The sequence below is a fragment of the Kocuria oxytropis genome, assembly GCF_040981195.1.
Taxonomy (GTDB): Bacteria; Actinomycetota; Actinomycetes; order Actinomycetales; family Micrococcaceae; genus Kocuria; species Kocuria oxytropis.
In genome coordinates this window covers 1-22,420 of record NZ_JAVFXA010000024.1, presented here as the reverse complement: position 1 = coordinate 22,420, position 22,420 = coordinate 1, and the positions used below count along the sequence as shown (strand labels likewise).

Below are 22,420 nucleotides of genomic sequence, written 5' to 3'. Positions count from 1 at the left end.
TCCCCCCCCAGGAGGCTGTCATGTCCGTCGCTGGATCCCCCCGTGCCCTCGGCGCCGTCGTGGCGCTGCTGTTGGTCTTCGCCATCGGCTCGATCGTGGCCCTCGCCGTGCTCGTCGCCACCCTGGCCGAGGACGAAGAACAGGCCTCAGCCGGCTCCTGCACCGTCACCGCCGTCACCACGGGCAACGACAGCGGTGAGGAGCGGGCGCCGAACATCCCCAACGGCTGGGCACCACTGGTCGAAGAAGCCGCCCGGGCCGCTGGGTTGCCCGTCAGCGTGGTGGCGGCACAACTGGCCCAGGAATCCGGGTGGAACCCGGACGCCACCAGCCCGGCCGGCGCCCAGGGCATCGCCCAGTTCATGCCCGCCACCTGGGCCACCTACGGCGAGGGTGGGGACCCCTTCGACCCCGACGACGCGATTCCCGCCTACGGCCGCTACATGGCCGCCCTCAAGACCGACGTGCAACCGATCGCCGGCGAGGACGCCGGTGAGCTCGTGCGCCTGACCCTGGCCGCCTACAACGCCGGCCCCGGGGCCGTGGACCAGCACCAAGGGGTGCCGCCGTACCAGGAGACCCGCGACTACATCGACACGATCCTGGACACCGGCCAGTCCCAGTTCTCCGCCCACTGCCAAGCACCCACCGGGGTCCTGGCCTGGGACGGAGACCTCGGTGAGGGCGAGTGGACCACCCCACTGCCCGGGGGCGTGTTCACCTCCGGCTACGGCGGCCGCGCCCTGGCCGGAGTCCCTGGCTGGGCCAACCAGCACGAGGGCGTCGACATCGCCACCCCCGGGGCCGGCAACGGCCGCGGCGGGGTCGTCGTCGCCCCGACGTCCTTACGGATCACCGGGTTCAACGCCACCGATGGATGCGTGATCGCCAAGGAGAACGGGGACGACCCCGACTTCGGCTTCGCCTTCTGCCACCTGCACTCCTGGGACGTGGCCAAAGGCCAGCAGCTCAAACGCGGCGACGTCATCGGCACCGAGGGCAACCGCGGCCGATTCGGCATGGCCACACACCTGCACTTCGAGATCTACAAACCCGACGCCCCGGAGATGGTCTTCCCTTACCAGGGGCACAACCTCGACCCCGAGCCCATCCTCAAACAGAAAGGAGCATGGCCGAAATGACCCGACACCGCCTGATCACAGCCCTGGCACTGTGCCTGCTGCCCCTGACCGCCTGCGGGCCAGAGGGGCCACAGCAGACCAGCGAGCAGACCACCGCTCCCGCCACGGCCACGCCCTCCCCCACCGAACTCACCGTCGGGGAAGGTACCTTCCCCGACCCGGACACCGTGGACCGGGCCGACGTGGAGGCCACCGCCGAAACCGCCGCGCTGATGCTGCACTCCTGGGACACCGCCACCGACCGCACCCAGACCGCCGCAGCGATCCGCGCCAAGCCGCTGATGTCCCAGGAATGGGCCGACCACCAGGTCGAACCGGAACGCAACGGCAACCAGGCCGCCTGGCTCGAACCAGCACAGCACCAGGCCTACAGCGCACCCAGCCTTGTGCCGGCCGTCGGCGACGTCGCCCGCGACGTCGCCGCGGACAAAGCCATCCGCGCCTACGACCTCACCTGGCGATGGATCAGCCGCGACGACCACCAGATCGAGGCCACCGGCCAACGCCAAGTCGTCATCTACCTCGAGAAGCACAACGACCAGTGGGACGTCGTGGGCCATCAATCCCATGACCTGTAGCGATCCGGCCGACACACCCACGAACTTCTAGCGCTAGTACAAGCAATGTGAGAGGGTGGGCGTATGACGGAGTACACACCGCCCAAGCTGCTCGGGAAGCGAGTGGCGTTCAGCATGCGCGTCCTGCCCGAGCAGCACCGCCGTGCGGCGGAAAAGGCAGCTGCTCTAGGGCTGTCCCAGGCGGACTACGTCGGCGCTTTGATCGACCGTGACCACGGATTGCCGAATGCGATAGATGATCGGCAGAACGCTGAGGAGCTCCCCATCACCAAAACCGCTTAAACGACTGACGGCCCGCCGTGGAGGGCGGGCCGTCGAAGTCAATCAGCTGTCGTGAGTTTGGCGACCTAGAACAGCTGGTTCAACAGAAACCGGATGAGAACTGCATATGAACCCATTACCAGGGGACCGTTGTGTCCCCTAGTGTACCTGAGGCGCGTCCGCAAGTGGACCCCGCCTTACTCGACATTGCCCTTTTTTGCCCCGAGACCCCGGCCCGCCGGTTTCTGGCGCACCACCGGATCGAGTACTTCCGGTGCGGTCAGACCAAGTCGCAGGCGTTCCCGAACCGTGGGCGGCCTGCTGGTGACTTCGCGTTCATCCAGCTCAACCCGGCCGATTGGTTGAACTTCCTCGTCGTAGACGTCGATGACGAGGACGCGTTGTTGAACCTGATGCACCCGGCCGTGCCCGAGCCGACCTGGATCATCGAGAACCCGGACACCGGTCACGCCCAAGCCGGATGGGCGATCGAGCCGGTCTACCGGGGCGAGGGCGCTCGGCCAGGCCCGATCCGCTACGCGGAGGCGGTGCAACGGGCCCTGGACCGGCTGGTGGACGGGGACCCCTGCTTCACCCGGTACCTGGTGCGCAACCCGGCCGCTCAGCTCCCGGCCGGGCGCGTGTGGTGGGGCCGCAGAACCAGCCCATGGTCCCTGGGCGATCTCAAGGCGCACATGGCCGAGTACACCGACCCCTTCCACAACGAGGCCATCGACGGACCCGCCACACCAGCCTGGGACCCGGGCACGCCCCTGCTGGGACAGTCCGGCATCCCGCGAGCCTCTGTCTCAGACACCGCCACGGAGGTGGGGCGCAACACCGCGGTCTTCCGCGCCACCCGCCGGTGGCTGTGGGACCAGCGGCAGACCCGCCACCAGACCCCCAGCGAGGCCGCCTCGATCGCCCACGCCAGGGCGCTCAACGCCCAGCTGCCCCACCCTCTGACCGATAGCGAGGTCGCCTGTCTGGCGCGCTCGGCCGTCCGTCAGGTCAACGCCGGCAAGGGACGCCCCACCTCCACCAGTGGTTCCGATGCTGCACACGAGTATCTAGCGCGGATGGGCCGCCGTGGCGGGAAGGCCAGGACCGAAGCCAAGGCGCGGGCGGCGGCAGACAACGCCGCCCAGGCCCGCCAGGCCCGCACCCGCCGTGTGGGGCAGCTGCGGGCTCTAGCGGTGCAGTTGCGGGCGGCGGGGGCGACCTACCGGGCCATAGCCGAGGCCGTAGGGCGTACTACACGCACCGTGATGGCCTGGTTGAAAAACGAGCCCATCACACCCGCCGGCGGCCCCGTCGAGGAGGGTGAAATTCTCCAAGCAACAGGTATTGGCTCCGCCCCCAAGGTGTGCCCCGCCCCCTCCCCTAGCCTGGAAGTGCCCCCCGGACCTGCCAAGAAAGAGGATGCCCCCGTGACGAGTGAACCCGCCTACCAGTGGCCTGAAGGCGTCCTGCCTGGAGAACCAGACCCCGACTTCCGGGATCGGCTTCTCCCCGAGCACCGCGGTCTCACTCTCTGGGTGCCCCTGGACTACCTGGAGGATCACCCCATTGGCTCCGGGTACTGGTCTTTCACGACCGCCTCCGACTACTGGGAGAGAGTCAAGGACGGACCGTTCCACGGCGCTGCGCTGGGTGGGCGAGAACTGCACGTCACTGAAGTGGGGGCCCGTGTCGGCGAACTCCACGGACTGCGCTTCCCACACCTGACCGCCGTCTCCTACGAAGTCACTCGAGTCGCTGGCGGCTCCCGGTGGTCAGCACGGTTCCCCGGCTACATCGTCCACTGACGCGTCGCGTCCCACGTCAGTGTTGCAGTGCTCTCAGGGACTTCGCTGTCTCCGGGCCTGTCCGACCGCTAGCTGGTCCGGTCAGGAACGCGGGCGACGGTGGTGAGGTGCGGGAGTGAGGATCACCGCGAACATCTCCTGCAAGGCAGCGAGGTCATGGTCTTCGGCTGCGGCCCGGGACGCAGCGTCGTTGACCGCCCCGGTGATCTGGGTCCAGTCCAACCACCAGCCGGCGGCTACAGCCACTGAGTCGAAGAAGAAGCGCTGGGTGCGCCCGTTGCCCTCCCGGAACGGATGCAGATAGTTGACCTGGTCATAGTGATAGACCAACCGTTCGATGAACCGGTCCCGATCCAGGTGCTGCAGGTAGCGGTCCTGGCGGAGCTGATCGAAGACGAAACCGGCCGAGCGGGTGATCATCGACACCGGCAGGAACGGCTGCGCCCCCGGGACCGTCTTGCGCAGATCCACGGTGCGCAGCTGCCCCGCCCAGGGATAGACGTCCTGGAACAGATGACGGTGAATGGCTTGCAGCTCAACCAGATCTCGGGTGGGCGCCGGTGGATGGCGCCACAGCTGCAGGGTGCGGACCGCCACCAGGTCGGCTTCCGCGGCGGCGAGCTCTACGGCGGTGCGGGCGCCGATCAGGTTGGTCAGGATCCCGGTGTGCGGGTCCAGATACGGGTCACGGTGCGGGCCGGGGGCCTCACTCAAGGCCGTAGCGGGCGCGCGTGCGCCGAACCAGCTCCTCGACCTCGAGCCCACCCTCGGCGAAACGATCCATCTCAGCACGGGTCGCTGTGGTGACGTGAAGTCCTTCCATGGCAGCACTGTGCACCACGGAAGCTACCTGCTGTGCCCGGTCCACTTCGAGGGCCGGTGGCAGAATGTGCTGCTGTGCCATGGAACCTCCCCGGTGGTGTGTTGGGCCGTGCTATGCGCTCTAGTCTACCAAGCGCCCCTGACCAGCATCTGGGGTCATACGCGCCGGGGACGCCAGCCCCGGTTGCGAAACGCACTCCCTGGCGCAGCATCCCTGTCCACGACGCCACCCCAGAAGCATGACCTGTAGAATTAATGGTAGATAGCTAGCTATTGAGCCTGCTAGATAAATAGTTATCTAGCTAGATATCAATCGAGCTAACTAGACAGATGGCTTGATGGCCCTCAAGCTTGATAGCTTGAAAGCATGCAAACCCTCATGGTGTACAGCGAATCCGGTGGAGTCACTAAGACCACCACCGCCGTCTCCCTAGCAATGGTCGCCGCCGCCGAGGGACGTCGAGTCGTCCTCGTTGACCTCGACCCCCGCGCGGCCTCCACCAAGTGGTTTGGGGTGGAGCCCTCGGCTGAAGGAATGCACGTTGGGGCAATCCTGGGCGACGAGAACCCCGAAGGCTGGGCCGAAGACCTCGCGGTGCCCAGCGGGTGGCACCCCAACCTCCGGGTGATTCCCTCGGCCCGCAATGTCTCCAACCGCGAGGCGGATCGGGCCGATCACGCGGAGCTGCGGCTGAAGATCTCCCTGACCGGCCTGCAAGCGGATGTGGTGGTCATCGACTGTCCCAATCGCCAGGGTGGGCCGCTGACCCTCTCAGCACTGAATGCGGCGGACACTGTGGTCTACGCCGCCACCGCCACTAGCGATGGCATCGACGGGGTGGACGGGGCCCGGCGCACGGTCGCCCAGTTCCGCCGCCACCGCCAGCAACTCGGCGCCCCGGACACCCTCACCGAGGCCGGCATCGTCGTCGGCGGGGTCAAGGAAACCATCATGAGCCGGGCGGCGGTGGCCAGCCTCGAGGAGCTCCGTGCCACCGGGTTGTTCCTGGAGCCGTTGATCCCGGACCGGGCCATCGTCCAAGAAGTGCGGATCTCGGGTGAGTGGTACGGCCAATACCGCAAGGGCGCCCGCGTGCTGGATGCCTACACTGCGATCGCGAAGAAGGTGCTGCGATGACCGAGCAGCCCGAGCGCCCCGCCTCACTCCAGCGACGGAGGCCCCGGCCGGCACCGGATGAGCACATCGACCCGGTCGACTACACACCCCCACGCGCTACCTCACCCCAGCCCGCGACACCGCAGGTGTCGTCCCCACCGATGCAAGCGGCACCGGCGGCGGAGCCTGCGGTGGCCGCGCCTAAGCGCGGCCGGGGCCGGCCGCGCCGGGAACCCACGATCCAGCTCGGGGTGCGGGTGGCCCAAGACGTCTCCGACCTGATCGAAGAGCTCACCGAACACGACGGCACCGCCCGCGCCGTGATTGAGAATGCCGTGCGCGCCTACGCCCAACAGCTCAACCGATAACCCCCGGCCCCCGGTAGGGGAGGGGATCGACTGCGGGCGGCTTTCCCATGGTCCATGAGGAAGGAACCCGGCTCACCGATGAGGGTGGGCCGGGTTCTCTCATGCTGGGGACAGGCGGCGGGATGGGATGGGTGGTTCCGTGGGTCGTCGAACGACGCGGGTGCCCGCGCACCTGCCGCAAGGAGCCAGGGCCAGCTCCCAGCACGGCCCGTAGTCGGGGGCCGAAGGGACGACCATCGCTGTCCAGGTTGGACGCGGGGCGTCCCGGCGGCACCGTGGCCGAGAGCAGATCCTCAGCCCGTCACCGGCTGCTGATCGTGCGGAGGGGACATGGTGAGGGCCCTCGTGCTCGAGCCCTGCCCCGAGACGTTCCCCGGTGATGCCACGGCCGTGACCGCCGGCATCAGACCCCGCTGTCTCGCAAGCACCCGGCCAGGCCCGAGGGCGTGTCCGGGTGGGGGAGTGGGGGTCTACTGGGCGGCGTAGTAGGCGTCCCTGACGGACTGGTGAATACGGCCGCGGTCGGAGACCTCGTACCCGTTCTCCTTCGCCCACGCCCGGATTTTCGCCGTCTCTGGGTTACCACCGGTAGAGGAACGGGGCCCGGTAGTCCGGGCGGACTTGGACTGGGCCCGCCGGCCAGCCGCAGCATAGGGGCGCAGGGCCTCCCGCAGCTTTTCCGCATTAGCAGTGGAAAGGTCGATCTCGTACTGCCGGCCGTCCAAACCGAACTGGACGGTCTCATCAGCAGGACCGCCCTCGAGGTCGTCCTCCAAAATGATCTGCACGCTCTGGGCCATCACAACGCCTTTCCCTTGATCTCGTCATAGTTTCCACCGCAATGCGTCCAGGCCCCGGGATGCCCGGGCCGACGTCTTTTCCCATGCTGCGGGAAAAGGATGGGCGTCGGGGATTGTCCTGTGCGTGTTCGCTCACGGGTCACGCTACCGGATAATACTTCGATGTCCTGAGCGGAACCTGGCTTAGCTGCGTCGACGCCTCGCACACCGGATGATGAACCACCCCCGGTGCCCTCAGCACCTGATCAATCCCGGATGAATTACCGAATCAATACATCGCTGCGGAGGGGCTGGCCAAAGCCGGTTCATCTCTGCCTCGTGGCCAAATAGACTCGCTGGCGGAATAATTGACAGTGGTAGCCCCCATACCAACAGACCGAGGACTCCAATGAACCTTGGCTACCCTGCCCTCACTGACGACCAGCGCGCCACCGCAACTGCTTGGCAAACAGCCCAGGCGAAAGCGGCCCGGATGCGCTGGCTGATTGATGAGGCAGCCGCCCAGCCCCTCCATCCGGGCGATCGAAGCCGCCGCCTGAGCCGTGCTCGCGGGTCGCCTCAGGGCGGCGGAAACGCTCTTGAGGTAAGGAGATATCAATGTCACCAGTCAGCCCCTGGCCTGTTCCGGACCCTCTCCCGGGGGAGGACCGAACATACGGCGGCGGCCTCTATGTGGACCTGGTTCCAGCACCGACTTTCGGCATCAACTGCAGGAAAGTCTTCACGTCGTACCAGTGGAGCCGTCTTAGCCGAGGTATCAAGGCGCGCGCCGACTTCACCTGCGAGTTCTGCACAATGCCGGAGAGCCCCGAGCAGAACATGTATCACGTGACACACGAGCGTTTCTCCTACGACGGGGCCTCGAGCCTCCAACGGCTGACCCGCTTCATCTGCTCCTGCCGCCGTTGCGATGAATTCACCCACTTTGGGCGCGCGCTGGTCTACGGAGGCTCCCCCGAGTTGATCCTTTGGCATGCACTGGCAGTGAAAAATATCCGCACGAACACGATCACCCTGGAAGACGTTAAAGCGGAAGCGTGGGCGGCCTTGGAACTTTGGAAAAGACGTAGCGCCATGAAATGGACCGTTGACCTGTCGATCCTTGCCGGCACCGGGTTGCCGGTAAATCAGGAATCCCTCGTCATAGCACCCGTTGTCGAATCGTAGTAGTACCCCACCACCATTCAGCGGCGCAACAGGGAGAGCAGCCATGACCGTACCCGTGCCGTGGATCCCCATGTGAGGCTGTAGGCGCCGTCCCGGGCTCGCGTCTTCCGAACCTTCCCAGATACGGGGAACCAGCGGGCCGACTGAAGGGGCCCACGATCAGAAGAGAGCATTCAAGAGGAGAGGACCATGTCTGGTGACGTCGTGTCAGGGGGCAGGCCATGTCCACGTTCCTCGGCCCTCAATGGAGATGACCTACGCGGCAGGGATACGCGCACGTTGCTGCGGCAGTACGCCGAAACCTTGACCATTCTCAAGGAACGCAACGTGATCCGCTCCCGGAATGCCCCTGCGGGTGATCTCGCCGAGACCCTGGTGATGAAGGCTTACCACGGGCGCCTGGCGCCAGCGTCCCAGAAGAGCTGGGACGTAGAAGTGCCCGACGGCACTCGTCTTCAGGTCAAGAGCCGCCTGGTCGCTCCGAACTCGAGATCATCGCAGATCTACTCGGCATTCCGCAGCTGGGACTTCGACCGGTGCGTATTCGTCCTCTTCGACATCAGCTCCTACGACGTCCTGCGGGCTACCGATGTTCCGGTGGAGAGAGTGCGTTCTGTGGCTCGACGTTCGGAGTGGGTGGCAGCGGATCGCATTAGTCTGGCGACGGACCTGATGGCTTTGGAGGACGCCCGCGACGTGACAGATCTCCTGTCAGCGGCGCTGACTGCGTTGAATTGACCGCCCGTAGCACGGCGCACTTGGATTCCCATCTCGGAAGCTGCGGAGAGCACGGGAGCCCCTTGCGCCAGGAGCCAGTATTCACCTTCTCTGGGGGCGGTCCATTAAAAATCCGGGAGCTGCCGGTTGTACAGGCGCATGAATCACACCGTTCAGACCGGAGCCCCGAGGCCACGGGTACCTGCCAACCAGTCAAGAGGGAGCCCACCGGGCGTGGCGCGCGGTGGGCTCCCCTTAATACATGACCCACGACCCACGTGCGCCCTGCATGCACGATGCTACTGCCTCGGACCAAGGGTGACTATCTGCGTGGGTCGCTGGTTCTCGGTTATTGCTGAGAATCGGGGGAGCTCACCAGGTCCCCGACGGTTCCAATCTCGCCTTGCTGGACGTGTTCAGCGAGCAGACGGAGCCCCTTGTTCATGAGGACTTCGATCGCGCGGTACGGCTCGGCCTCGACACTGGGATCTGCAGAGTAGTAGATCTGCACCGTATCTGCCATCCTCCCATCAGGATCGAGGCCGCCTGTGTCGTAGTTGCTGCCTCCGCGGGTCCCTACCGTGGTGTCACGGTGCAGGGGCTGGCCATGCTTGATCGCGTATGCAAATCCCAGTCTGATGAGAGCCATCTGGTCATCAATTCCGAGCTTTTCCTTGAGGTTGTTGGCCGCCTGTCCAGCTTCAAGGGTCAAAGCAATATTTTTCAGATCGGCCATCAGGAGATCATCCTTCGAGGTTCGATGCGGGTGTGCTTAGAGCTGACATATTCCAGCGTGTACTCGGCAGCTAACTCTGTCTTGAGGGCCTGTAGCGCTGCGTTACGGTCGAATTCACCCTCGAAAGACAGGAGCACTACCTGGTCAGCCATCCTTGGCAAGGCTGCCACGACGCGGGAGGTGTTCTCAGGATCCAAGCGACCGAAGGGATAATCCATGATTACAGGGGCCCGGACTGCGGCGCTTCGTTGGAGAGCTGCAATCAGGGACAGTGCGACAATATGTTCATATCCTGCGGAGCGTCTTACAACTTCGCCATCTAGGTCGAGCATCTCTAACCCGTAGCGTTCGTTGATGCGAAGGCCGACGTAGTCGGGCACGTCTACCATCTGGCGGAAAATTTCTGACGCCCGATCTTCAACCCTCTGTCGCAGTTTGGCACGATATGCGTCGATGGCCTCACCAAAGAGTAATGTCAGTTCGTCTGCGAGCTTGTCCTTTAATTCGATCCTGTGATCGAGGTTTACCGAAAGGGAGCGGAGTTTGCGCTTCAAGTCCTCAATTTGCTGTTCCTGCTCGCGGATTTTTTCGTCTTGTTCCTCTAGGCGCTCTTTGTCTCGAAGGATTTGAGCTCGAAGATCATCCCGTTCAGTTATCAGGCTGCGTAGCTCGTCTTCGCCGACCTCAGCAAGCTCGCGTTCGATCTCGTCCATGTCCTGACAGACTTCGTCTAGGTTCAATCGCAGCGTCCGAATTGCACCATCACGTTCAACCAACAGGCTGGCGTCCTTGCGTGACAACGCCTCCAGGACCTGGCGCTTTGCCCGAGCTCTCGTCTGGCGGTCCTGGAGATCCTCCGGGTTGGTCGCTGCGGCTTTTCCTTCCAGCTCTGCGGTCAGATGCTCACGAAGGCTCCAGTCCATGTCCCGATGGCAAACGGGGCAGTCATCTGCTTCCTTCAGGTGGGCCAAGTCCCGGAACGCTGCCGCAGAAGACCGGAGAGCAGCCTCCGTCTCGAGCAGTTCTGCCTCCACCCGAGTCAGTCGTTCGGACGCGGAGGGTGCCAACACGCTCATCCACAGGTCAGGCGATAGCGCGTTCAGCGCATCGTGGGCCTGCATCAGGTCACGTTGGAGGGCTGCCTCACGGGCACGCAGTCCCTCGAGTTGTCCGAGTTTCCTCTCTGCCTTTTGCTGCTCTCGGAGGCGATCTTCAAGTTCGGCGACACGGTGTTTCGTCGCCTCCATCTGACGCGCGATCTCATCGCGCCCTTCCTGCATTCGGAGCCGGATGTCCTGCGCCTCGTTGAGAGCCTCACCGTAAAGCTTGGTCCTATTGTTGGCGCTGGCTACGTTCGCCAATTCCTTGTCGGTTTTCTGGCCGATGAACTCAATATCGGATTTGGCGTTATTCACTATTGGAATGCCTAGGACGTTCTCGATGGCCTGCTCCAGTTGGTGGCCTTGCTCGCTATCCGGATCGAGCAGTTCCTCGTACTGGCGGAGCTGCTCTCCGTCGAATAGGTAGAATCCGCTTACGGATCGGGGAGCGATCGCCTGGAGCGTTTTTTCGGCGTCGAGTTGAGACATGGCGTTGCCATCGCGCTCCAGCATCATAAGTTCATGCTGCTGTTCGCGGCCATCGAATCGCCGAGTGAGTCTGTAGTAGCTTTCATTATGCTTGAATTCCAAGACCGTTTGGAAGGAAGCGTAGCCTGACTGCTTTCGGGCTTCAGAATTGGCGAGCAATTTTGCAGGTTCTAAGCCGCGCCGTCCCATGATTTGTCCATACAGGGCGTATCTAAAGGCGTTGTGAAGAGTTGTCTTCCCCCGCCCATTCCGACCGTAGACGATGTAAACGCCGCGTTCGTTCGAGAAGGGCATTTCCTGCCGGCCTCGATACGGGCCGAAATCCTGAACAATTAAGCGGGTAAATGTAAGCATCGGTCACCTTCCCTCCGAGGCAGGCTGCGCCGCGGCCCACCGATTGATCAGCAGCTCCGTCTGCTTGCGCGCCTCTGCTCGGTCTTCCGCATACTGCTGATGTACTCGCAGAATGTCGTTTACCAGCGACTGATCCAGCGTGGGGTATTTCGTGGCTCGGATCTCCTCGACCGTCGCCCGCAGGTCAGCGATTTCGTCACTGCCCTCAGACATCGCCCTCTCCTCGCTCATCCTTGTCCACCTTTCTCCTCGCCTTCGGGCTCTTCATCACCATCTGCCTCGAGTCCGGCAGCACGCAGTGCATCGAGATCAGCGAGAGAGAGTCCCATAGACAGCCATTTGTTCTCGAGCCGGGAGACAGATCCTTGCCCGATGTCCCATTCGGCGAACTCCAGAGCTCTGGCCAGTTCGCCGACAACGAGAGGCCATGAGGGATCGTCCTTCTGTACGTGTTCCGGCAGGACCAGGACATCGAGAACGGTAGCCACTGTTTTGGAGGGAGCACGCCTTAGTACGCGTCCTCGACGTTGGATGAACTCTCGAGGGTTCCGCGAACTCGCCAGTATGAGTGCGTGCGTGGCGGCTGGGATGTCGACACCCTCGTCCAGGCACTTGATGGCCACAACGATGCCCCCGGCAACATCGAACAGACTCAAAGTCGAGTCGGGATCCCCCTGCATTTTCCGGTGGTATTCCCAGGAGGAAATTCCCCTGCGCTCCAGTGCCTGGCGTACGCGGTCGACTTGGTCCCGATTGTCACAGTAGACAAGCCACTTCTGGCCGACGTCAGGGCGGTAGTGGTGAGATACTAGCTCCGCGGCTTTTTCGATCTTCCGCTCTGCCCCTTTCGCAATGCGGGCACGCTCAATCAGCTTGTGGAGAAGCTGGTCCGAGGATCCAGGCTTCCCGTTTTGGCCTTGAATTATGGCGTATCGTCGACGTATTTCTGCGGTCAGGCGGTCCCATTTCTCCTGTTCCTCGTCGGTGAGCGCAACCCAGGAGGGATGGTAGACGTACGGAGCTAGGACGTGGTCGTCCAAGGCGTCCTTGAGGCTGTACCGATGGACGATTCGTCCGAAGTAGTCGAGAACGGCCTGGGTACCTTCAGGATCGTTGGCTCGTTCAGGTGTCGCGCTCAACCCAAGGCGCCATGGAGACACCATCCACTCCGTGATCGTCCGGAACTCCGGGCTGCCGAGCCGATGGGCCTCATCAGCGATGACGAAGGTTTTGTTTACGACCGGACGAAGTTGTGCGCGGAATGCAGGGTGGAGAGCAGAGTTCAGGACTGCGATGATCGCATATGGCCGGTTGGGGCCTGCCGCTTCGGCAGCTGCGCGCAGCAGGCCCCCTTTGCCCCACGCATTGTGGCCGGCCCCGACCAGGAAAGTCCGAGCACCGAGCAGTTGGCGAACCTGCGTTTCCCACTGCTCCAAGAGCAGCTTGGAGGGCACCAGAATGACAGGCACGAGCCCGTTCTGGAGGGCAAGCTGTGCGCAGTACAGTCCAGTGATCGTCTTGCCCGACCCCGTAGCGTGGGCCAGCAAGCCGCTGTGTTGATCAATCTCCCATGCCTCCACCGCACACCGCTGGTGTCGCCGGAGCTCGATCCCTCCCACTGAAGGTGTTCTGGTCTTGTCGCTCTGGCGACTACTGGCAAGGTTGTCTAAGAGCGCTTCCAGGTCGACGTCCTCGGCCACCTGTTCCAGTTCGATGCGGATCTCATCGGGAAGCGCCGCGACCGCCACTCCAGGCACACGGCCTTCCCACAGCAGGTCAAAGCGGATGACTGCGTTGCGTACCCTTTCCTCGTCGCGCCCGCCTTCCCAAGAGGGCCAAACATCCACCGACTCGATGTTGCCCTGTGGCGACAAACCCAAGTAGCTCTCATTGAGCGAGCCGCGAAACCCTACAATGTCGCCATTGGTATCCTTAAACAAACCGACCTTGTCGTGGAACATCCGCTTCTCCGAATGGCGAACCGTGTGGGCCACGCGGGCAAGCTTCATGTCCAAGCGTCCAGAGGCAACCAATGCAGCGAGTAGCCGGGAAGAGTCCGCGTGCGGCGACGCCAGCATCTTGGATAATTCGGTGCGTAGTCCTCGCACTAAAGTGGCATTGTCACGTGCGGCGTAACCAAACAAAAGATTCTCAGCATCTGGCCCGTTGAGTCTTGGGGAGCAGAGGAGTCTCATCCGTCCATCGTTTTCTTGGATAAAGCTCCCCAGAGCTGCGTGGGTCAAGCTGAAAATACTCGAGCTGAAAAATCCAGTAATTCGGTCGTAGCTATTCGCATGTCTTAGACATGGATTGTAGAATTCAGCGGCAATATCATTTGCGTCGCTGGAGTATTCGGTCCGCAGGCTGCCCAAGTCTCGGAGCATTTAGAGATTCTCCTCTAACAAGGTTTGGACGCTAAGCTGGATTCGTAGCTGTAGGGCCCGGTCGAGGTGCCGAGGGCGAGCTGCGACGATCCGTTCCGTGACAGACGGGCGCTTAAGCCTTCTGGAGGTGTGCGCCAATCCCCTGGCCAAGGCTTCACTCGCTACCTCTGGGGGTGCTTGGACATTTTTCGAGTACGGGAACCCACCTGCCAATTCGTGGAGATCTGCATCCCAAATAATGAATAGGCGCAACTCGGGATGATATCCGGCGAGGATGACTCTCGCCTTTGCGCTCCTGTCGAAAAATAGCCGATTGCTAGCACTGCTGCGACGGACCCCTCCCGTCAACTGCACTTTGAAGGTCCCCTGTTGGCGCTCTGAAGCGTGCTGAGTCGCTTCGTACATGTAGAAGCTCAGCTTCGACGGCAACGGCGGGGCAAACTCGACGGTCAGAGGTTTTCGTCTCAGTTCCTCCTCCGTTGGGATGCGTTCAACCGCATGACTCAGGGCGCGGACCAGGACTCGGTGGAGGTACCCGCGACGGTCGCCGGCCCTGTAGGTCTCTTCAAACTCGTCATCGGACAGATGCAACCAAAGGGGTGGCTGCGACCAGAGAGGTAGTGCGTCGGTCATGCTGGCAGTCCCCTCTCCTGCCGTCTGATCGGCTCCTGAGCTCGCGTGCTAAAGTATCTCAGCTGTTCCGGACGGCTGGTGCAACGCCACGAGGAAGGGGCTTAGCACTTGATGGAGCCATAAGGCTCAGACCCTGGAGCTGCCATCTGCCCTACCCGTCAGGTTGACATCGCCACCGGAGGAAGTCATTCAGGAAGTACTTGATCGTCTGCGTTCCGGGAGTCTCTGCTACACGACGCCGCTCGGCGCCCAGCTCAGCGGAAATAGTCTGGAGATACTGGCCGAACTGCCGGCGGACAGTGTAGATCTGTTCGTTACGAGTCCGCCGTTTCCACTCCTCCGTAAGAAGGCCTATGGGAATGAGGACCAGGAAAGCTACGTGGCATGGCTTACCCAGTTCGCCAAACTTGCCTACAATGCCCTAAGGCCAACGGGAAGCCTGGTGATCGATATTGGAGGGGCTTACCAGCGCGGAGTCCCCATTCGTTCCCTGCATCAGTATCGAGCCCTTCTGGCTTTTGTGGATGAACTAGGGTATTACCTAGCTGAAGAGTTCTATTGGAACAACCCATCTAAGTTGCCTTCTCCGATCGAATGGGTTAATAAGCGGAAGATCCGGGCGAAGGATTCCGTCAATACCGTGTGGTGGTTATCGAAGACGGAATTTCCGAAAGCTGATGTCGGGCGAGTCCGAGTTCCCTACTCCAAATCCATGGAGCGACTACTTAAGGATCCGGCAAAGTATTACTCGCCGAAGGAGCGGCCGTCGCAGCACAACATTGGTGAAGCGTTCGGGCGTAACAACGGTGGAGCTTTGCCCTCAAACCTCTTGACTATTCCAAATAGTCAGTCCAATGACACATACCTGCGCGCCTGTAAGAGTCTCGGACTTCCGGGACACCCTGCCCGCTTCCCGATTAAACTTCCGGCGTTCTTCATTGAGATGACCACCGAGCCTGGCGATCTCGTCGTGGACTTCTTTGGCGGTTCCAACACCAGTGGGCGCGCGGCTGAAGATCTTGGTCGCAAATGGCTCTCATTCGAGCTTGACCGAGAGTATGCAGCTCAGTCGGCGGTGCGATTCATCGACCATCCCGATCCTGCAGTCGTGAAGCAAGTCGTGGAACAGATTGCTAGGGGCGGGTCTCTGGACCTGCAGCTTCCCTTTTCAGAAACGCTGAAGGGAGTCATTCAGCAAGAGCTGCGTAATTGTTCGGGAATCTGACAGTCGGATATTTCCCACGGAGACCAAGTTCTATTCGATAAGGATGCACACGATGAAAGTTCTTGGGGCTCTTCTACTTAACCCGCCTTCGACTGGCGGTGGGAGAACGCTCGGTCATCTCCACGTTGCCGCAGACCTTCTCGGTTGTGACCACATAGAAGTAGCTAATCTGTTTTCACTTCCGACACGGGATGTTGTCGAAATGAACCAGGTCGGCAAGTCGGTAGTTGGATGGGAGGAGGCCCGTCCTCGTCTAGGTGAGGTTATAGAGGGTGCTGATCAGCTTCTGGCTGGCTGGGGAATTTCCGGAATAACGAGCGAATCCGCAAGGTATCGGAAGCGGCAATTATGTTACATCAAGACAGTTGCATCGGCCGCCGGTCACGACGAGTGTTGGACTCTAAATGGAGAGGCACGGCATCCTTCCCGATGGCACCAGTACGTAAGTGACCGTCATGGCCGAGTTAGGGGAGAATCCTTTCGGAGTAAGTTGGCGCAGGTCTTGACCCTTGTTTCATTTGATCGACTTGCTGGCCCTTCAAATATGAGAATGGAGATCGTTGGTGGCTCTCTGCCGCGTTAAGGTACGCAATATGCCGCCGCGAGTGTCGTCAGGGGGTAGCTCCGGGTTTATTTCTTACCAGGGCGACGTTCCCGTGTGCTCCAGCAGGTGAATGGAAATTTTTTCATCGAGCCGACTAGTGAGCTTGTCAAAGAAGGCGATCCAGGTGTTGACACCACTCTTGTTTAGAGCCCCCGGAGTCGTCCCCTTGTGGACGATCTCACCGCGAATGTCTTTAACAAAACTATCGATGTCAAGAATGACCTTTCCTTTTCTAATCCCCTGCCAACTGATTCCATGGAGACCTTCTGATAACCCAAACGCTAACTCCAGTAGATCTTCGACGTTCTTGACGCTGGGTGGGGTTGACCCCGTTTCGTGGACATCGAGTTATGCGGCTTCTGCCGCGGGGTTCATGAGCTGGTGCTCGAAGGCTACCGGGCTGAGCATGCCCAGTGACGAGTGCCGTCGGGTCCGGTTGTAGGTAGCCTCGATCCAGGCGCCGACGCCGCGCTTGGCGGCGGCCTTGGTCGTGAATCTCCGCCGGTGGTAGTACTCGGTCTTCAACGTCGACCAGAACGATTCGATCTGCGCGTTGTCCCAGCACACCCCGGTCCGCCCGACCGAGATCCTGACGTCCAGCTCGGCGGCGACCTCGGCCAGCCGGGCGGAGGTGTACTGGCAGCCGCGATCGGCGTGGAAGATCACTCCGGTGGTGTCACACCGGCGCAGGGTCACTGCCCGGCGCAGCGCGGTCTCGACCAGCTCAGTGCGCAGGTGGTCATCGACCGCCCAGCCCAGCACCCGCCGCGAGCAGCCGTCGCGGACCGCACACAAGTACAGCCATCCCTGATCGGTGGGCAAATAGGTGATGTCCGAGGTCCACACCGCATCGAGGCGGCCGCGATCGAAGTCGCGCTCCACCAGATCGGGGATCGTGTGCGCGGACTCGTCTGCGACCGTGGTCACCGGGTGCCAGGTGGCCGGGCTGATGCCGGCGATGCCGTGGGCGCGCATGAGTTTCGCGACCGTCTTGCGCGAGACCACCTCCCCGACAGCGCGCAGGTCGGCCAGGATCCGCGGCGCACCGTTGACCCCGTCGGAGGCCGTGTGGGCGGCCAGCACCTTCTGGCCCAGCTGGGCCCGTCGCACAGCCGAGGGACCCGGCGGCCCCTCGCGACGTGCCAGCCAGGCGTAGTAGCCCGACCGGGACACCTCGAGCAGCTCGGCCATGCGGGTGATCTCGTAGTCGGCCTTCTCCGCGTCGATGAGCTCGAACATCCTCACCGGTTCTGGTTCTCGGTCGCGAAGAAGGCGGCTGCTTTTTTCAGGAACTCCCGGTCCATCCGCAGCTCGGCCACCTCACGGCGCAACCGCTCCAGCTCTGCCCGCTCATCGGTATCCAGTGCTGAGGGCGGGTCGTCCATCTTGGCCCTCTCGATCGCGACCCAACGACCCAGCAGAGCTTCTCCGACACCGATCTCCTTCGCCACGTGGACGATCGGGCGCCCGGTGTCGATCACCAGATGCGCGGCATCACGCCGGTACGCGGGCGTGTACCTCTTCCGTTTGGCTCCCACAGGAACATCCTCCCTGCCAGGCACCAGGCCTGACCATCAAGGACGTCCACCGAAGGGGGTCAACCTCACTGGGTGTATTTAACTTTTTTGCTTCGCGACTGAGCATCTCGCGCGCTTGCGACTGCCACAGAGAACCGGCCAGGCTCCAGGGGTTTTTGACCTCCGCGAGTTTGCTTCGCATCGTGTGGGGCAACTTAGAGTGGTCTAGATCGATTTCTTTAAGCAGGAAATCTAGACCTTCTAGAGCCACTTGCTCGACATAGTTCTCCCATGCTGTGTGTAAAAGCACGACCGTCGATCGCAGTAAGGGCCCTGTATCACCCTGTGGTCTACCTGGCGTCCCCTCGGAGGCCGGGTGCAGTGTCACCAGGTTCTGAACATCCCGCATTAGTGAGTTCAAGGTTTGTGAGTACGCTTTTGAGTTGCCCATGAAATTAAGTTTAAGTCACCATCTGACCACAATTTTCATGCGCTTTCGCGGGGGTAGGACCCAGCTCGACGGGCCAGTTGCCGGCTCCAGCTCGCTGCAGTAGGGCCTCTGCTCTTTCTTTTGCGCCGGCAGTCCGTTCGTCTAGACCTCGTTCGACGGGACAACGTATCGCATGGCAGGGGGTATGGACTGCACCCTCACTGGGCGTTTGTGGCCGCCCATGCAGGCTTAGGCATGGCTCATGCTGAAGTTCTAAGCTCCAGGGGTTGGCTCTCAACAATCATCCGTTCCACTAAGCTTTATCGCCGCGGTCGAAGGAATTGTTAGTGGTGCGGATGTCAGGCGGATTCGGATTAATCTGTGAGGTGTGCTCGTGTGTCGAGGAAAAATCGCGTAGGAAGCGAGTGTCCACCTTTATTGCGCCTTCCAGTGACCACCTTTGCCGTCGAATGGGGGTTCCCGACACGGTTAGCGGCAATCGATGCTGGTGGGCATAGAGAGCCCAATCATAGTCACTTGAATCGAGCTCGACACGGAACTTCCTGTTACGTCCCTTAAACTCGGCTTCAAGCGTGATCCAAGACTCTTCAGTGCCCGATATTTCGTCCCGACCGAGCTCGGCGACGCGGCCAATGAGCGTCTCTTCGACGGCTTCCTCTTTGCGGACGAAGCGATCACGGAGCTTCTCCATACGAGGAAGATCTTCCGCGGTTATATGGATGGAGGGTTCGATGTTTTTAGGTGGAGGAGGACCAGCTGAAGCCCACTGAAACGACAAATCGACGCTCGAAATGCCGTCTGTTTTTCCCACATCTACCAGCGACTGTACAAGCTGGAGGCTCATGCCGCGTTCGCGAGCCTCATCGAAATCTTCGTATTTCTCGATCTCATCTTCTGAGATGACATGATGCTTCGTTGCAGTCAAACCGGTCGCGAGAGTCTCCATCACCTGCCGTGAGAAAGGCTTGATGAGATCTTCCTGGTCTTCACTGGTTGCTCCTTCGTTTTGCGACTCCTCCAGTACTGGCTGTTCTGGCTGCGAAGGTGTATCGGTGTGGTCAAGGCGGGCGGCAATGGTGATAATGAAGCTTCCTCGCTTGGTGTGTCCAAAGCGAAGGTCATCTTCGATGAATTCGGTCACCTGCGCGGGAAGTCGTCCCTGGTGTGTATGACGGGGATTTGCTGCCGTTGTCGCGGCCGCCTTGACCATTTTTTGGACGGAGGAAAGCAGAGACGTGGCCTGCTTGAACGGGATGGTGCCGTCGGCTGCAGTCTGCCCGACGCGAATAAAAAAGATGTCCGCACTGACGGACGAGATCTCCTCAGCGAGTGCCTCGAGGGACATCTGATATGCGCGCTGGAGGTCTAATAAGAGCGAACGGAATCGACGTGCGTGGTCGCTATACTCTCGATTGAGAGGGAGGAATACATCGTTGATTCCACCAGGTGTGCCAGAAGTGCTCGTCCACAATTCAGCGACGCCAGGCTTTTCCTTGGAAAGGTTCCATTCTTGCGCTGCTAGCCACTGGCGCACTGCATTCGGTGTCAGGCTGGCTTCGAGCTCCGACAACTCGTGGAAATTGCTGCGTGTATTCACGAGAAGCTCATTACTTTCGCCTCCGCTGACAGTCGCATGAGTTCGAGTAAGCTCGATACGTTGAGCATGTCCGTCCGAAGGCATCGAACCGTCTTGCTGCGGGCATCGTCATCGATGGGCTCCCACGTCGAGGCCTGGCTGAAGTACATGCAACTGCGTGCGAGCAACCGCTCCTCGGTTTGGTCTAACCACTGATCGTAGTCGTCAGGGACCACTAGTACAGCTAGAGCGGCTGGAGAGTATCTCTCCGGATCCGCAAGTTTGATGTATGACTGGCGCTCAAGTGACCAGGAGATGTGCTTGGTGTGTTGAAGTTCTTGCTGGCTCGTGCACTTGAGCTGAACATCAAGCTCGGCGCCAGTGACTCCTGGGTACTTCGCATAGCTGCGCAAGGTGAGGTCGACGCCGTTGTAGTCGACGCGAGGGTCGAGGATCTCGACGCCGGCGTTCGCGGCGATCATGCTGATGTGCGCGAGACTCAGCTGGGCCTTCATTTCTGTCTCGGCCAGTGTCCCACGGGGCGCAACGGGGGTTACATCAGTCATCCCACTCCCTCATGGCTTCGCTTGCACTAGTCCACCATAAGCGTGCAAATGTTCTGGTGCGGGCACGCCGAGGGGGGAGGTCACAGGTGTGCCCGTGCCCATGGGCCTTGGTATGGCCTTGAGCATGCCGCTCTTGGTGTTACCTCGTTTCTGTATCCAGCCATCTATGGGTAGTGTCTCTCAAGCTATGGGATGCGAGACGTCTCGTCCGGGAAATTTGCGTCCGCATGTTGTGAACCGCAGTGATAAGTGGCGGTGTTCTGACAGAGCTAAATGACCGCTTCGGGGCGGGGTAGTCAGTAGCGGGCCAGCTGGTCAGCCTGGTTCGAAGTGATTGATGGTCTGGCCTGTCTCGGTCGCCGTTCCACGTTCTTCATGTCGGGGGGGATGGCTTGCTGCGCCGGGCTTCAGCCCATGTCTCCGGTGCCGGCTCCTCCGCCGGCGCCCCACAGTCCGACCGAGTGGGTTTCCGGGGCAACACTGCGATCACGGGGCCCCGAGTTGTCGGCACCAGAGTTTCGGCGACGGCGTCGGTCGATGACCAGCAGGGCAATGCACAACAGGGCGAGGACTGCGATCACCGTCAGAAAGACCCAGCTGGAGGAAGCGGTGGTAGTCGTGGCGGAGGGAAGCAGGGGCAACATGGCGGACTCCTTCGTCATCGCGTGCCTTCAGGGTAGAACGTCAAAGGACTTGGCGATAGGAAACTTCCACTGCAACGTCGGAGCCGTACCGACGGGACGTGCCCGAGACGAATGGTGCGCAGTGGGCAGCAGGGACTCTGGGATGGCGGGCTGCCTTGGTGGCCCACTCCGCTGCTCAGTGGCCGATGAGGAGTGCGTCGCGGGCGGCTTCGACGACTTCTGGGGTGACGGTCTCGAGCTGGTTGATGTCCAGGATGCGTTTGATCTGGGTGAGGAGGCGGTCGACGAGGCGGAAGTTGCCGCCGGTGATCCGGGCGATGGTGGCGATCGCGACCGTGCGGGTGAACTCGTCGCCGTCGGCCAGTCCATCGGTGTGCCAGCGACGGGCCAGGACGGCGGTGAGCTCTTCGGGGGTGAGCTGGCGGTATTCGTGGGCGAAGCCCACACGGCTGTAGAGCTGGGGGTAGCGTCCCAGGCGCTTGTCGATGCCGGGCATCCCGATGAGGATCACCCCGATGGTATGGCGGTCGTAGTAGTCGCGGACCTGTTCCAGTCCGGTGGTCTTGAGCCGGTCGGCCTCGTCGATGATGAGCAGCTCGGTGAGCCCGGAGGAGCGCGAGTCGGGGTGCACAAAAGGGTCGACGCGGCCGTGGCGGTGGTAGTCGATGGCGTAGGAGATCTGCTGGCAGGCCCGCGGCAGGGCTTGGTCGACCTGTCGGGGGCTGGCGGTGACGGTCGGGGTCCACAGCGCGGTGCGGGCCTGGAGGACCCGCTCGGGGATGGGGCCGGGGTCGCGGTCCTCGCCCAGGTCTCGTTGCCACTGCTCCCATTGCGAGGCCCCGGCGTAGTGGCGGGCCGAGAGTGTCTTGCCGACCCCAGGTGGGCCCCAGCACAGGCCGATGTAGCGGTGGGTGCGGACGGTGTCGGCGAACTCGGTGAAGCGGCGGTGCTCGCGGGTGGGCAGGAACGGCGGTGAGCCCGGGGGCGGGGGTGAGGTGAGCCCGTTGATCTCCCCGAACGTGCCGGAGAGGAAGCGCCGGCCGTCGTCGCCCTTGCCCAACAGGCTGCGGGAGGAGTCGGGATCAGTCGGTGGCATAGGTCCGCAACCGGTGTCGGGGCGCCCGATCCACCGGCGGGTCAGCCGGTGGGCCCGGAACCGGGGCGGGTGGTGGTGCCCAGCGGTCGTCGGCGGGCAGGGCGTCGGCGAGGCTGCGCCGGGCGCGCAGCTGCTGCTTGAGCTCCTTGCGGCGTGCGCTCCGGGCCTGCTGGAGCTGCTGGAGGGTGATGGTCTCGGCGGCCAGTTCGGGGGCGATCGCCCGGCACAGGTAGGTGTCCTGGTGGTAGACGCGCACCTCACCGGC

The 22,420-nt window shown here is 62.1% G+C and carries 22 protein-coding genes and 1 pseudogene; 10 read left to right on the top strand and 13 right to left on the bottom strand.

The genetic code is table 11. From position 1 onward, the window contains the following. The first annotated feature begins 20 nt into the window (after window positions 1-20). From QYM41_RS16505 to QYM41_RS16490, 4 genes are all read left to right on the top strand, one after another. Entirely contained in the window at window positions 21-1,142 is a 1,122-nt protein-coding gene (locus QYM41_RS16505) for a transglycosylase SLT domain-containing protein (RefSeq protein WP_368800865.1), read from the top strand. Further along, window positions 1,139-1,720, top strand: coding sequence for a hypothetical protein (locus QYM41_RS16500; protein WP_368800864.1), 582 nt, complete (start codon window positions 1,139-1,141; stop codon window positions 1,718-1,720). The genes QYM41_RS16505 and QYM41_RS16500 overlap by 4 nt, the downstream gene beginning before the upstream one ends. Window positions 1,721-1,783: 63 nt before the next feature. After that, a complete protein-coding gene (locus QYM41_RS16495) occupies window positions 1,784-2,002 on the top strand; it encodes a hypothetical protein (protein ID WP_017832691.1) in 219 nt (72 codons plus the stop codon). 164 nt (window positions 2,003-2,166) lie between these two features. Further along, on the top strand, window positions 2,167-3,789 hold the full coding sequence (locus QYM41_RS16490; RefSeq protein WP_368800863.1) for a replication initiation protein: 1,623 nt from the start codon (window positions 2,167-2,169) through the stop codon (window positions 3,787-3,789). A gap of 81 nt (window positions 3,790-3,870) precedes the next feature. Here the strand turns inward: QYM41_RS16490 and QYM41_RS16485 are convergent, their stop codons facing one another. Further along, complete coding sequence (locus QYM41_RS16485) at window positions 3,871-4,503, bottom strand: Fic/DOC family protein (protein ID WP_368800862.1); 633 nt, start codon at window positions 4,501-4,503, stop codon at window positions 3,871-3,873. Then, window positions 4,496-4,693 (bottom strand): antitoxin VbhA family protein, encoded by a 198-nt coding sequence (locus tag QYM41_RS16480; RefSeq protein ID WP_229586624.1) that lies wholly within the window; start codon window positions 4,691-4,693, stop codon window positions 4,496-4,498. Before QYM41_RS16480 ends, QYM41_RS16485 begins: the two co-directional genes overlap by 8 nt. Window positions 4,694-4,978: 285 nt before the next feature. On the opposite strand from QYM41_RS16480, the gene QYM41_RS16475 reads away from it, so the two are divergent. Together QYM41_RS16475 and QYM41_RS16470 are read left to right on the top strand one after the other, a co-directional pair. Then, the gene (locus tag QYM41_RS16475) at window positions 4,979-5,749 is read left to right on the top strand and encodes a ParA family protein (RefSeq protein WP_035930583.1); all 771 of its coding nucleotides are present in this window, start codon (window positions 4,979-4,981) and stop codon (window positions 5,747-5,749) included. After that, window positions 5,746-6,096: a hypothetical protein gene (locus QYM41_RS16470; RefSeq protein WP_368800861.1), complete on the top strand. Its 351-nt coding sequence runs from the start codon at window positions 5,746-5,748 to the stop codon at window positions 6,094-6,096. The genes QYM41_RS16475 and QYM41_RS16470 overlap by 4 nt, the downstream gene beginning before the upstream one ends. Before the next feature lie 470 nt (window positions 6,097-6,566). Here QYM41_RS16470 and QYM41_RS16465 read toward each other — a convergent pair whose 3' ends face one another. After that, a complete protein-coding gene (locus QYM41_RS16465) occupies window positions 6,567-6,896 on the bottom strand; it encodes a histone-like nucleoid-structuring protein Lsr2 (RefSeq protein ID WP_368800860.1) in 330 nt (109 codons plus the stop codon). 597 nt (window positions 6,897-7,493) lie between these two features. On the opposite strand from QYM41_RS16465, the gene QYM41_RS16460 reads away from it, so the two are divergent. After that, a complete protein-coding gene (locus QYM41_RS16460; protein ID WP_368800859.1) occupies window positions 7,494-8,063 on the top strand; it encodes a hypothetical protein in 570 nt (189 codons plus the stop codon). 189 nt (window positions 8,064-8,252) lie between these two features. Continuing rightward, entirely contained in the window at window positions 8,253-8,801 is a 549-nt protein-coding gene (locus QYM41_RS16455; protein ID WP_368800858.1) for a hypothetical protein, read from the top strand. Between the two features lie 328 nt (window positions 8,802-9,129). Here QYM41_RS16455 and QYM41_RS16450 read toward each other — a convergent pair whose 3' ends face one another. The 5 genes from QYM41_RS16450 to QYM41_RS16430 are packed head-to-tail and all read right to left on the bottom strand — an operon-like array spanning window position 9,130 to window position 14,476. Then, window positions 9,130-9,516, bottom strand: coding sequence for a hypothetical protein (locus QYM41_RS16450; RefSeq protein WP_368800857.1), 387 nt, complete (start codon window positions 9,514-9,516; stop codon window positions 9,130-9,132). Beyond that, entirely contained in the window at window positions 9,516-11,459 is a 1,944-nt protein-coding gene (locus tag QYM41_RS16445) for an AAA family ATPase (protein WP_368800856.1), read from the bottom strand. The genes QYM41_RS16450 and QYM41_RS16445 overlap by 1 nt, the downstream gene beginning before the upstream one ends. Window positions 11,460-11,462: 3 nt before the next feature. Further along, window positions 11,463-11,690 (bottom strand): hypothetical protein, encoded by a 228-nt coding sequence (locus QYM41_RS16440; protein WP_368800855.1) that lies wholly within the window; start codon window positions 11,688-11,690, stop codon window positions 11,463-11,465. Next, window positions 11,687-13,843 carry a DEAD/DEAH box helicase family protein gene (locus tag QYM41_RS16435; protein WP_368800854.1) on the bottom strand — a complete coding sequence of 719 codons (2,157 nt, stop codon included), beginning with the start codon at window positions 13,841-13,843 and terminating at the stop codon, window positions 11,687-11,689. The genes QYM41_RS16440 and QYM41_RS16435 overlap by 4 nt, the downstream gene beginning before the upstream one ends. Further along, window positions 13,844-14,476, bottom strand: coding sequence for a hypothetical protein (locus tag QYM41_RS16430; RefSeq protein ID WP_368800853.1), 633 nt, complete (start codon window positions 14,474-14,476; stop codon window positions 13,844-13,846). A gap of 163 nt (window positions 14,477-14,639) precedes the next feature. Between QYM41_RS16430 and QYM41_RS16425 the strand changes: the two genes are divergently transcribed. Together QYM41_RS16425 and QYM41_RS16420 are read left to right on the top strand one after the other, a co-directional pair. Continuing rightward, entirely contained in the window at window positions 14,640-15,701 is a 1,062-nt protein-coding gene (locus QYM41_RS16425; RefSeq protein ID WP_438612613.1) for a DNA-methyltransferase, read from the top strand. Window positions 15,702-15,744: 43 nt separating this feature from the next. Next, entirely contained in the window at window positions 15,745-16,284 is a 540-nt protein-coding gene (locus QYM41_RS16420; protein WP_368800852.1) for a DUF1643 domain-containing protein, read from the top strand. Window positions 16,285-16,653: 369 nt separating this feature from the next. On the opposite strand, the gene QYM41_RS16415 is transcribed toward QYM41_RS16420, so the two are convergent. The 5 genes and pseudogenes from QYM41_RS16415 to QYM41_RS16395 all read right to left on the bottom strand — a co-directional run. After that, a protein-coding gene (locus QYM41_RS16415; RefSeq protein WP_136341198.1) for an IS3 family transposase occupies window positions 16,654-17,843 on the bottom strand; the annotation gives its coding sequence in 2 pieces (ribosomal slippage) (window positions 16,654-17,591 and window positions 17,591-17,843; 1,191 coding nt in all). A 722-nt stretch (window positions 17,844-18,565) separates the two neighbouring features. Next, the gene (locus tag QYM41_RS16410) at window positions 18,566-19,870 is read right to left on the bottom strand and encodes a hypothetical protein (protein ID WP_368800851.1); all 1,305 of its coding nucleotides are present in this window, start codon (window positions 19,868-19,870) and stop codon (window positions 18,566-18,568) included. Next, window positions 19,867-20,364, bottom strand: a complete 498-nt coding sequence (locus QYM41_RS16405) for a DUF4365 domain-containing protein (RefSeq protein ID WP_368800850.1) — start codon at window positions 20,362-20,364, stop codon at window positions 19,867-19,869. The genes QYM41_RS16410 and QYM41_RS16405 overlap by 4 nt, the downstream gene beginning before the upstream one ends. An 870-nt stretch (window positions 20,365-21,234) precedes the next feature. Then, complete coding sequence (locus tag QYM41_RS16400) at window positions 21,235-22,155, bottom strand: AAA family ATPase (RefSeq protein ID WP_368800849.1); 921 nt, start codon at window positions 22,153-22,155, stop codon at window positions 21,235-21,237. Then, window positions 22,142-22,420: pseudogene (locus tag QYM41_RS16395) on the bottom strand (Mu transposase C-terminal domain-containing protein); the annotation flags it as partial. The pseudogene QYM41_RS16395 and the gene QYM41_RS16400, both read right to left, overlap by 14 nt.

Bases quoted from the DNA above. Each gene is read 5' to 3' on its own strand.
- QYM41_RS16405 (WP_368800850.1), bottom strand. From the start codon at position 20,364: ATGAAGGCCCAGCTGAGTCTCGCGCACATCAGCATGATCGCCGCGAAC.
- QYM41_RS16400 (WP_368800849.1), bottom strand. From the start codon at position 22,155: ATGCCACCGACTGATCCCGACTCCTCCCGCAGCCTGTTGGGCAAGGGC.
- QYM41_RS16470 (WP_368800861.1), top strand. From the start codon at position 5,746: ATGACCGAGCAGCCCGAGCGCCCCGCCTCACTCCAGCGACGGAGGCCC.
- QYM41_RS16500 (WP_368800864.1), top strand. From the start codon at position 1,139: ATGACCCGACACCGCCTGATCACAGCCCTGGCACTGTGCCTGCTGCCC.
- QYM41_RS16445 (WP_368800856.1), bottom strand. From the start codon at position 11,459: ATGCTTACATTTACCCGCTTAATTGTTCAGGATTTCGGCCCGTATCGA.
- QYM41_RS16455 (WP_368800858.1), top strand. From the start codon at position 8,253: ATGTCTGGTGACGTCGTGTCAGGGGGCAGGCCATGTCCACGTTCCTCG.
- QYM41_RS16480 (WP_229586624.1), bottom strand. From the start codon at position 4,693: ATGGCACAGCAGCACATTCTGCCACCGGCCCTCGAAGTGGACCGGGCA.
- QYM41_RS16435 (WP_368800854.1), bottom strand. From the start codon at position 13,843: ATGCTCCGAGACTTGGGCAGCCTGCGGACCGAATACTCCAGCGACGCA.
- QYM41_RS16420 (WP_368800852.1), top strand. From the start codon at position 15,745: ATGCACACGATGAAAGTTCTTGGGGCTCTTCTACTTAACCCGCCTTCG.
- QYM41_RS16505 (WP_368800865.1), top strand. From the start codon at position 21: ATGTCCGTCGCTGGATCCCCCCGTGCCCTCGGCGCCGTCGTGGCGCTG.
- QYM41_RS16430 (WP_368800853.1), bottom strand. From the start codon at position 14,476: ATGACCGACGCACTACCTCTCTGGTCGCAGCCACCCCTTTGGTTGCAT.
- QYM41_RS16440 (WP_368800855.1), bottom strand. From the start codon at position 11,690: ATGAGCGAGGAGAGGGCGATGTCTGAGGGCAGTGACGAAATCGCTGAC.
- QYM41_RS16465 (WP_368800860.1), bottom strand. From the start codon at position 6,896: ATGGCCCAGAGCGTGCAGATCATTTTGGAGGACGACCTCGAGGGCGGT.
- QYM41_RS16460 (WP_368800859.1), top strand. From the start codon at position 7,494: ATGTCACCAGTCAGCCCCTGGCCTGTTCCGGACCCTCTCCCGGGGGAG.
- QYM41_RS16495 (WP_017832691.1), top strand. From the start codon at position 1,784: ATGACGGAGTACACACCGCCCAAGCTGCTCGGGAAGCGAGTGGCGTTC.
- QYM41_RS16450 (WP_368800857.1), bottom strand. From the start codon at position 9,516: ATGGCCGATCTGAAAAATATTGCTTTGACCCTTGAAGCTGGACAGGCG.
- QYM41_RS16475 (WP_035930583.1), top strand. From the start codon at position 4,979: ATGCAAACCCTCATGGTGTACAGCGAATCCGGTGGAGTCACTAAGACC.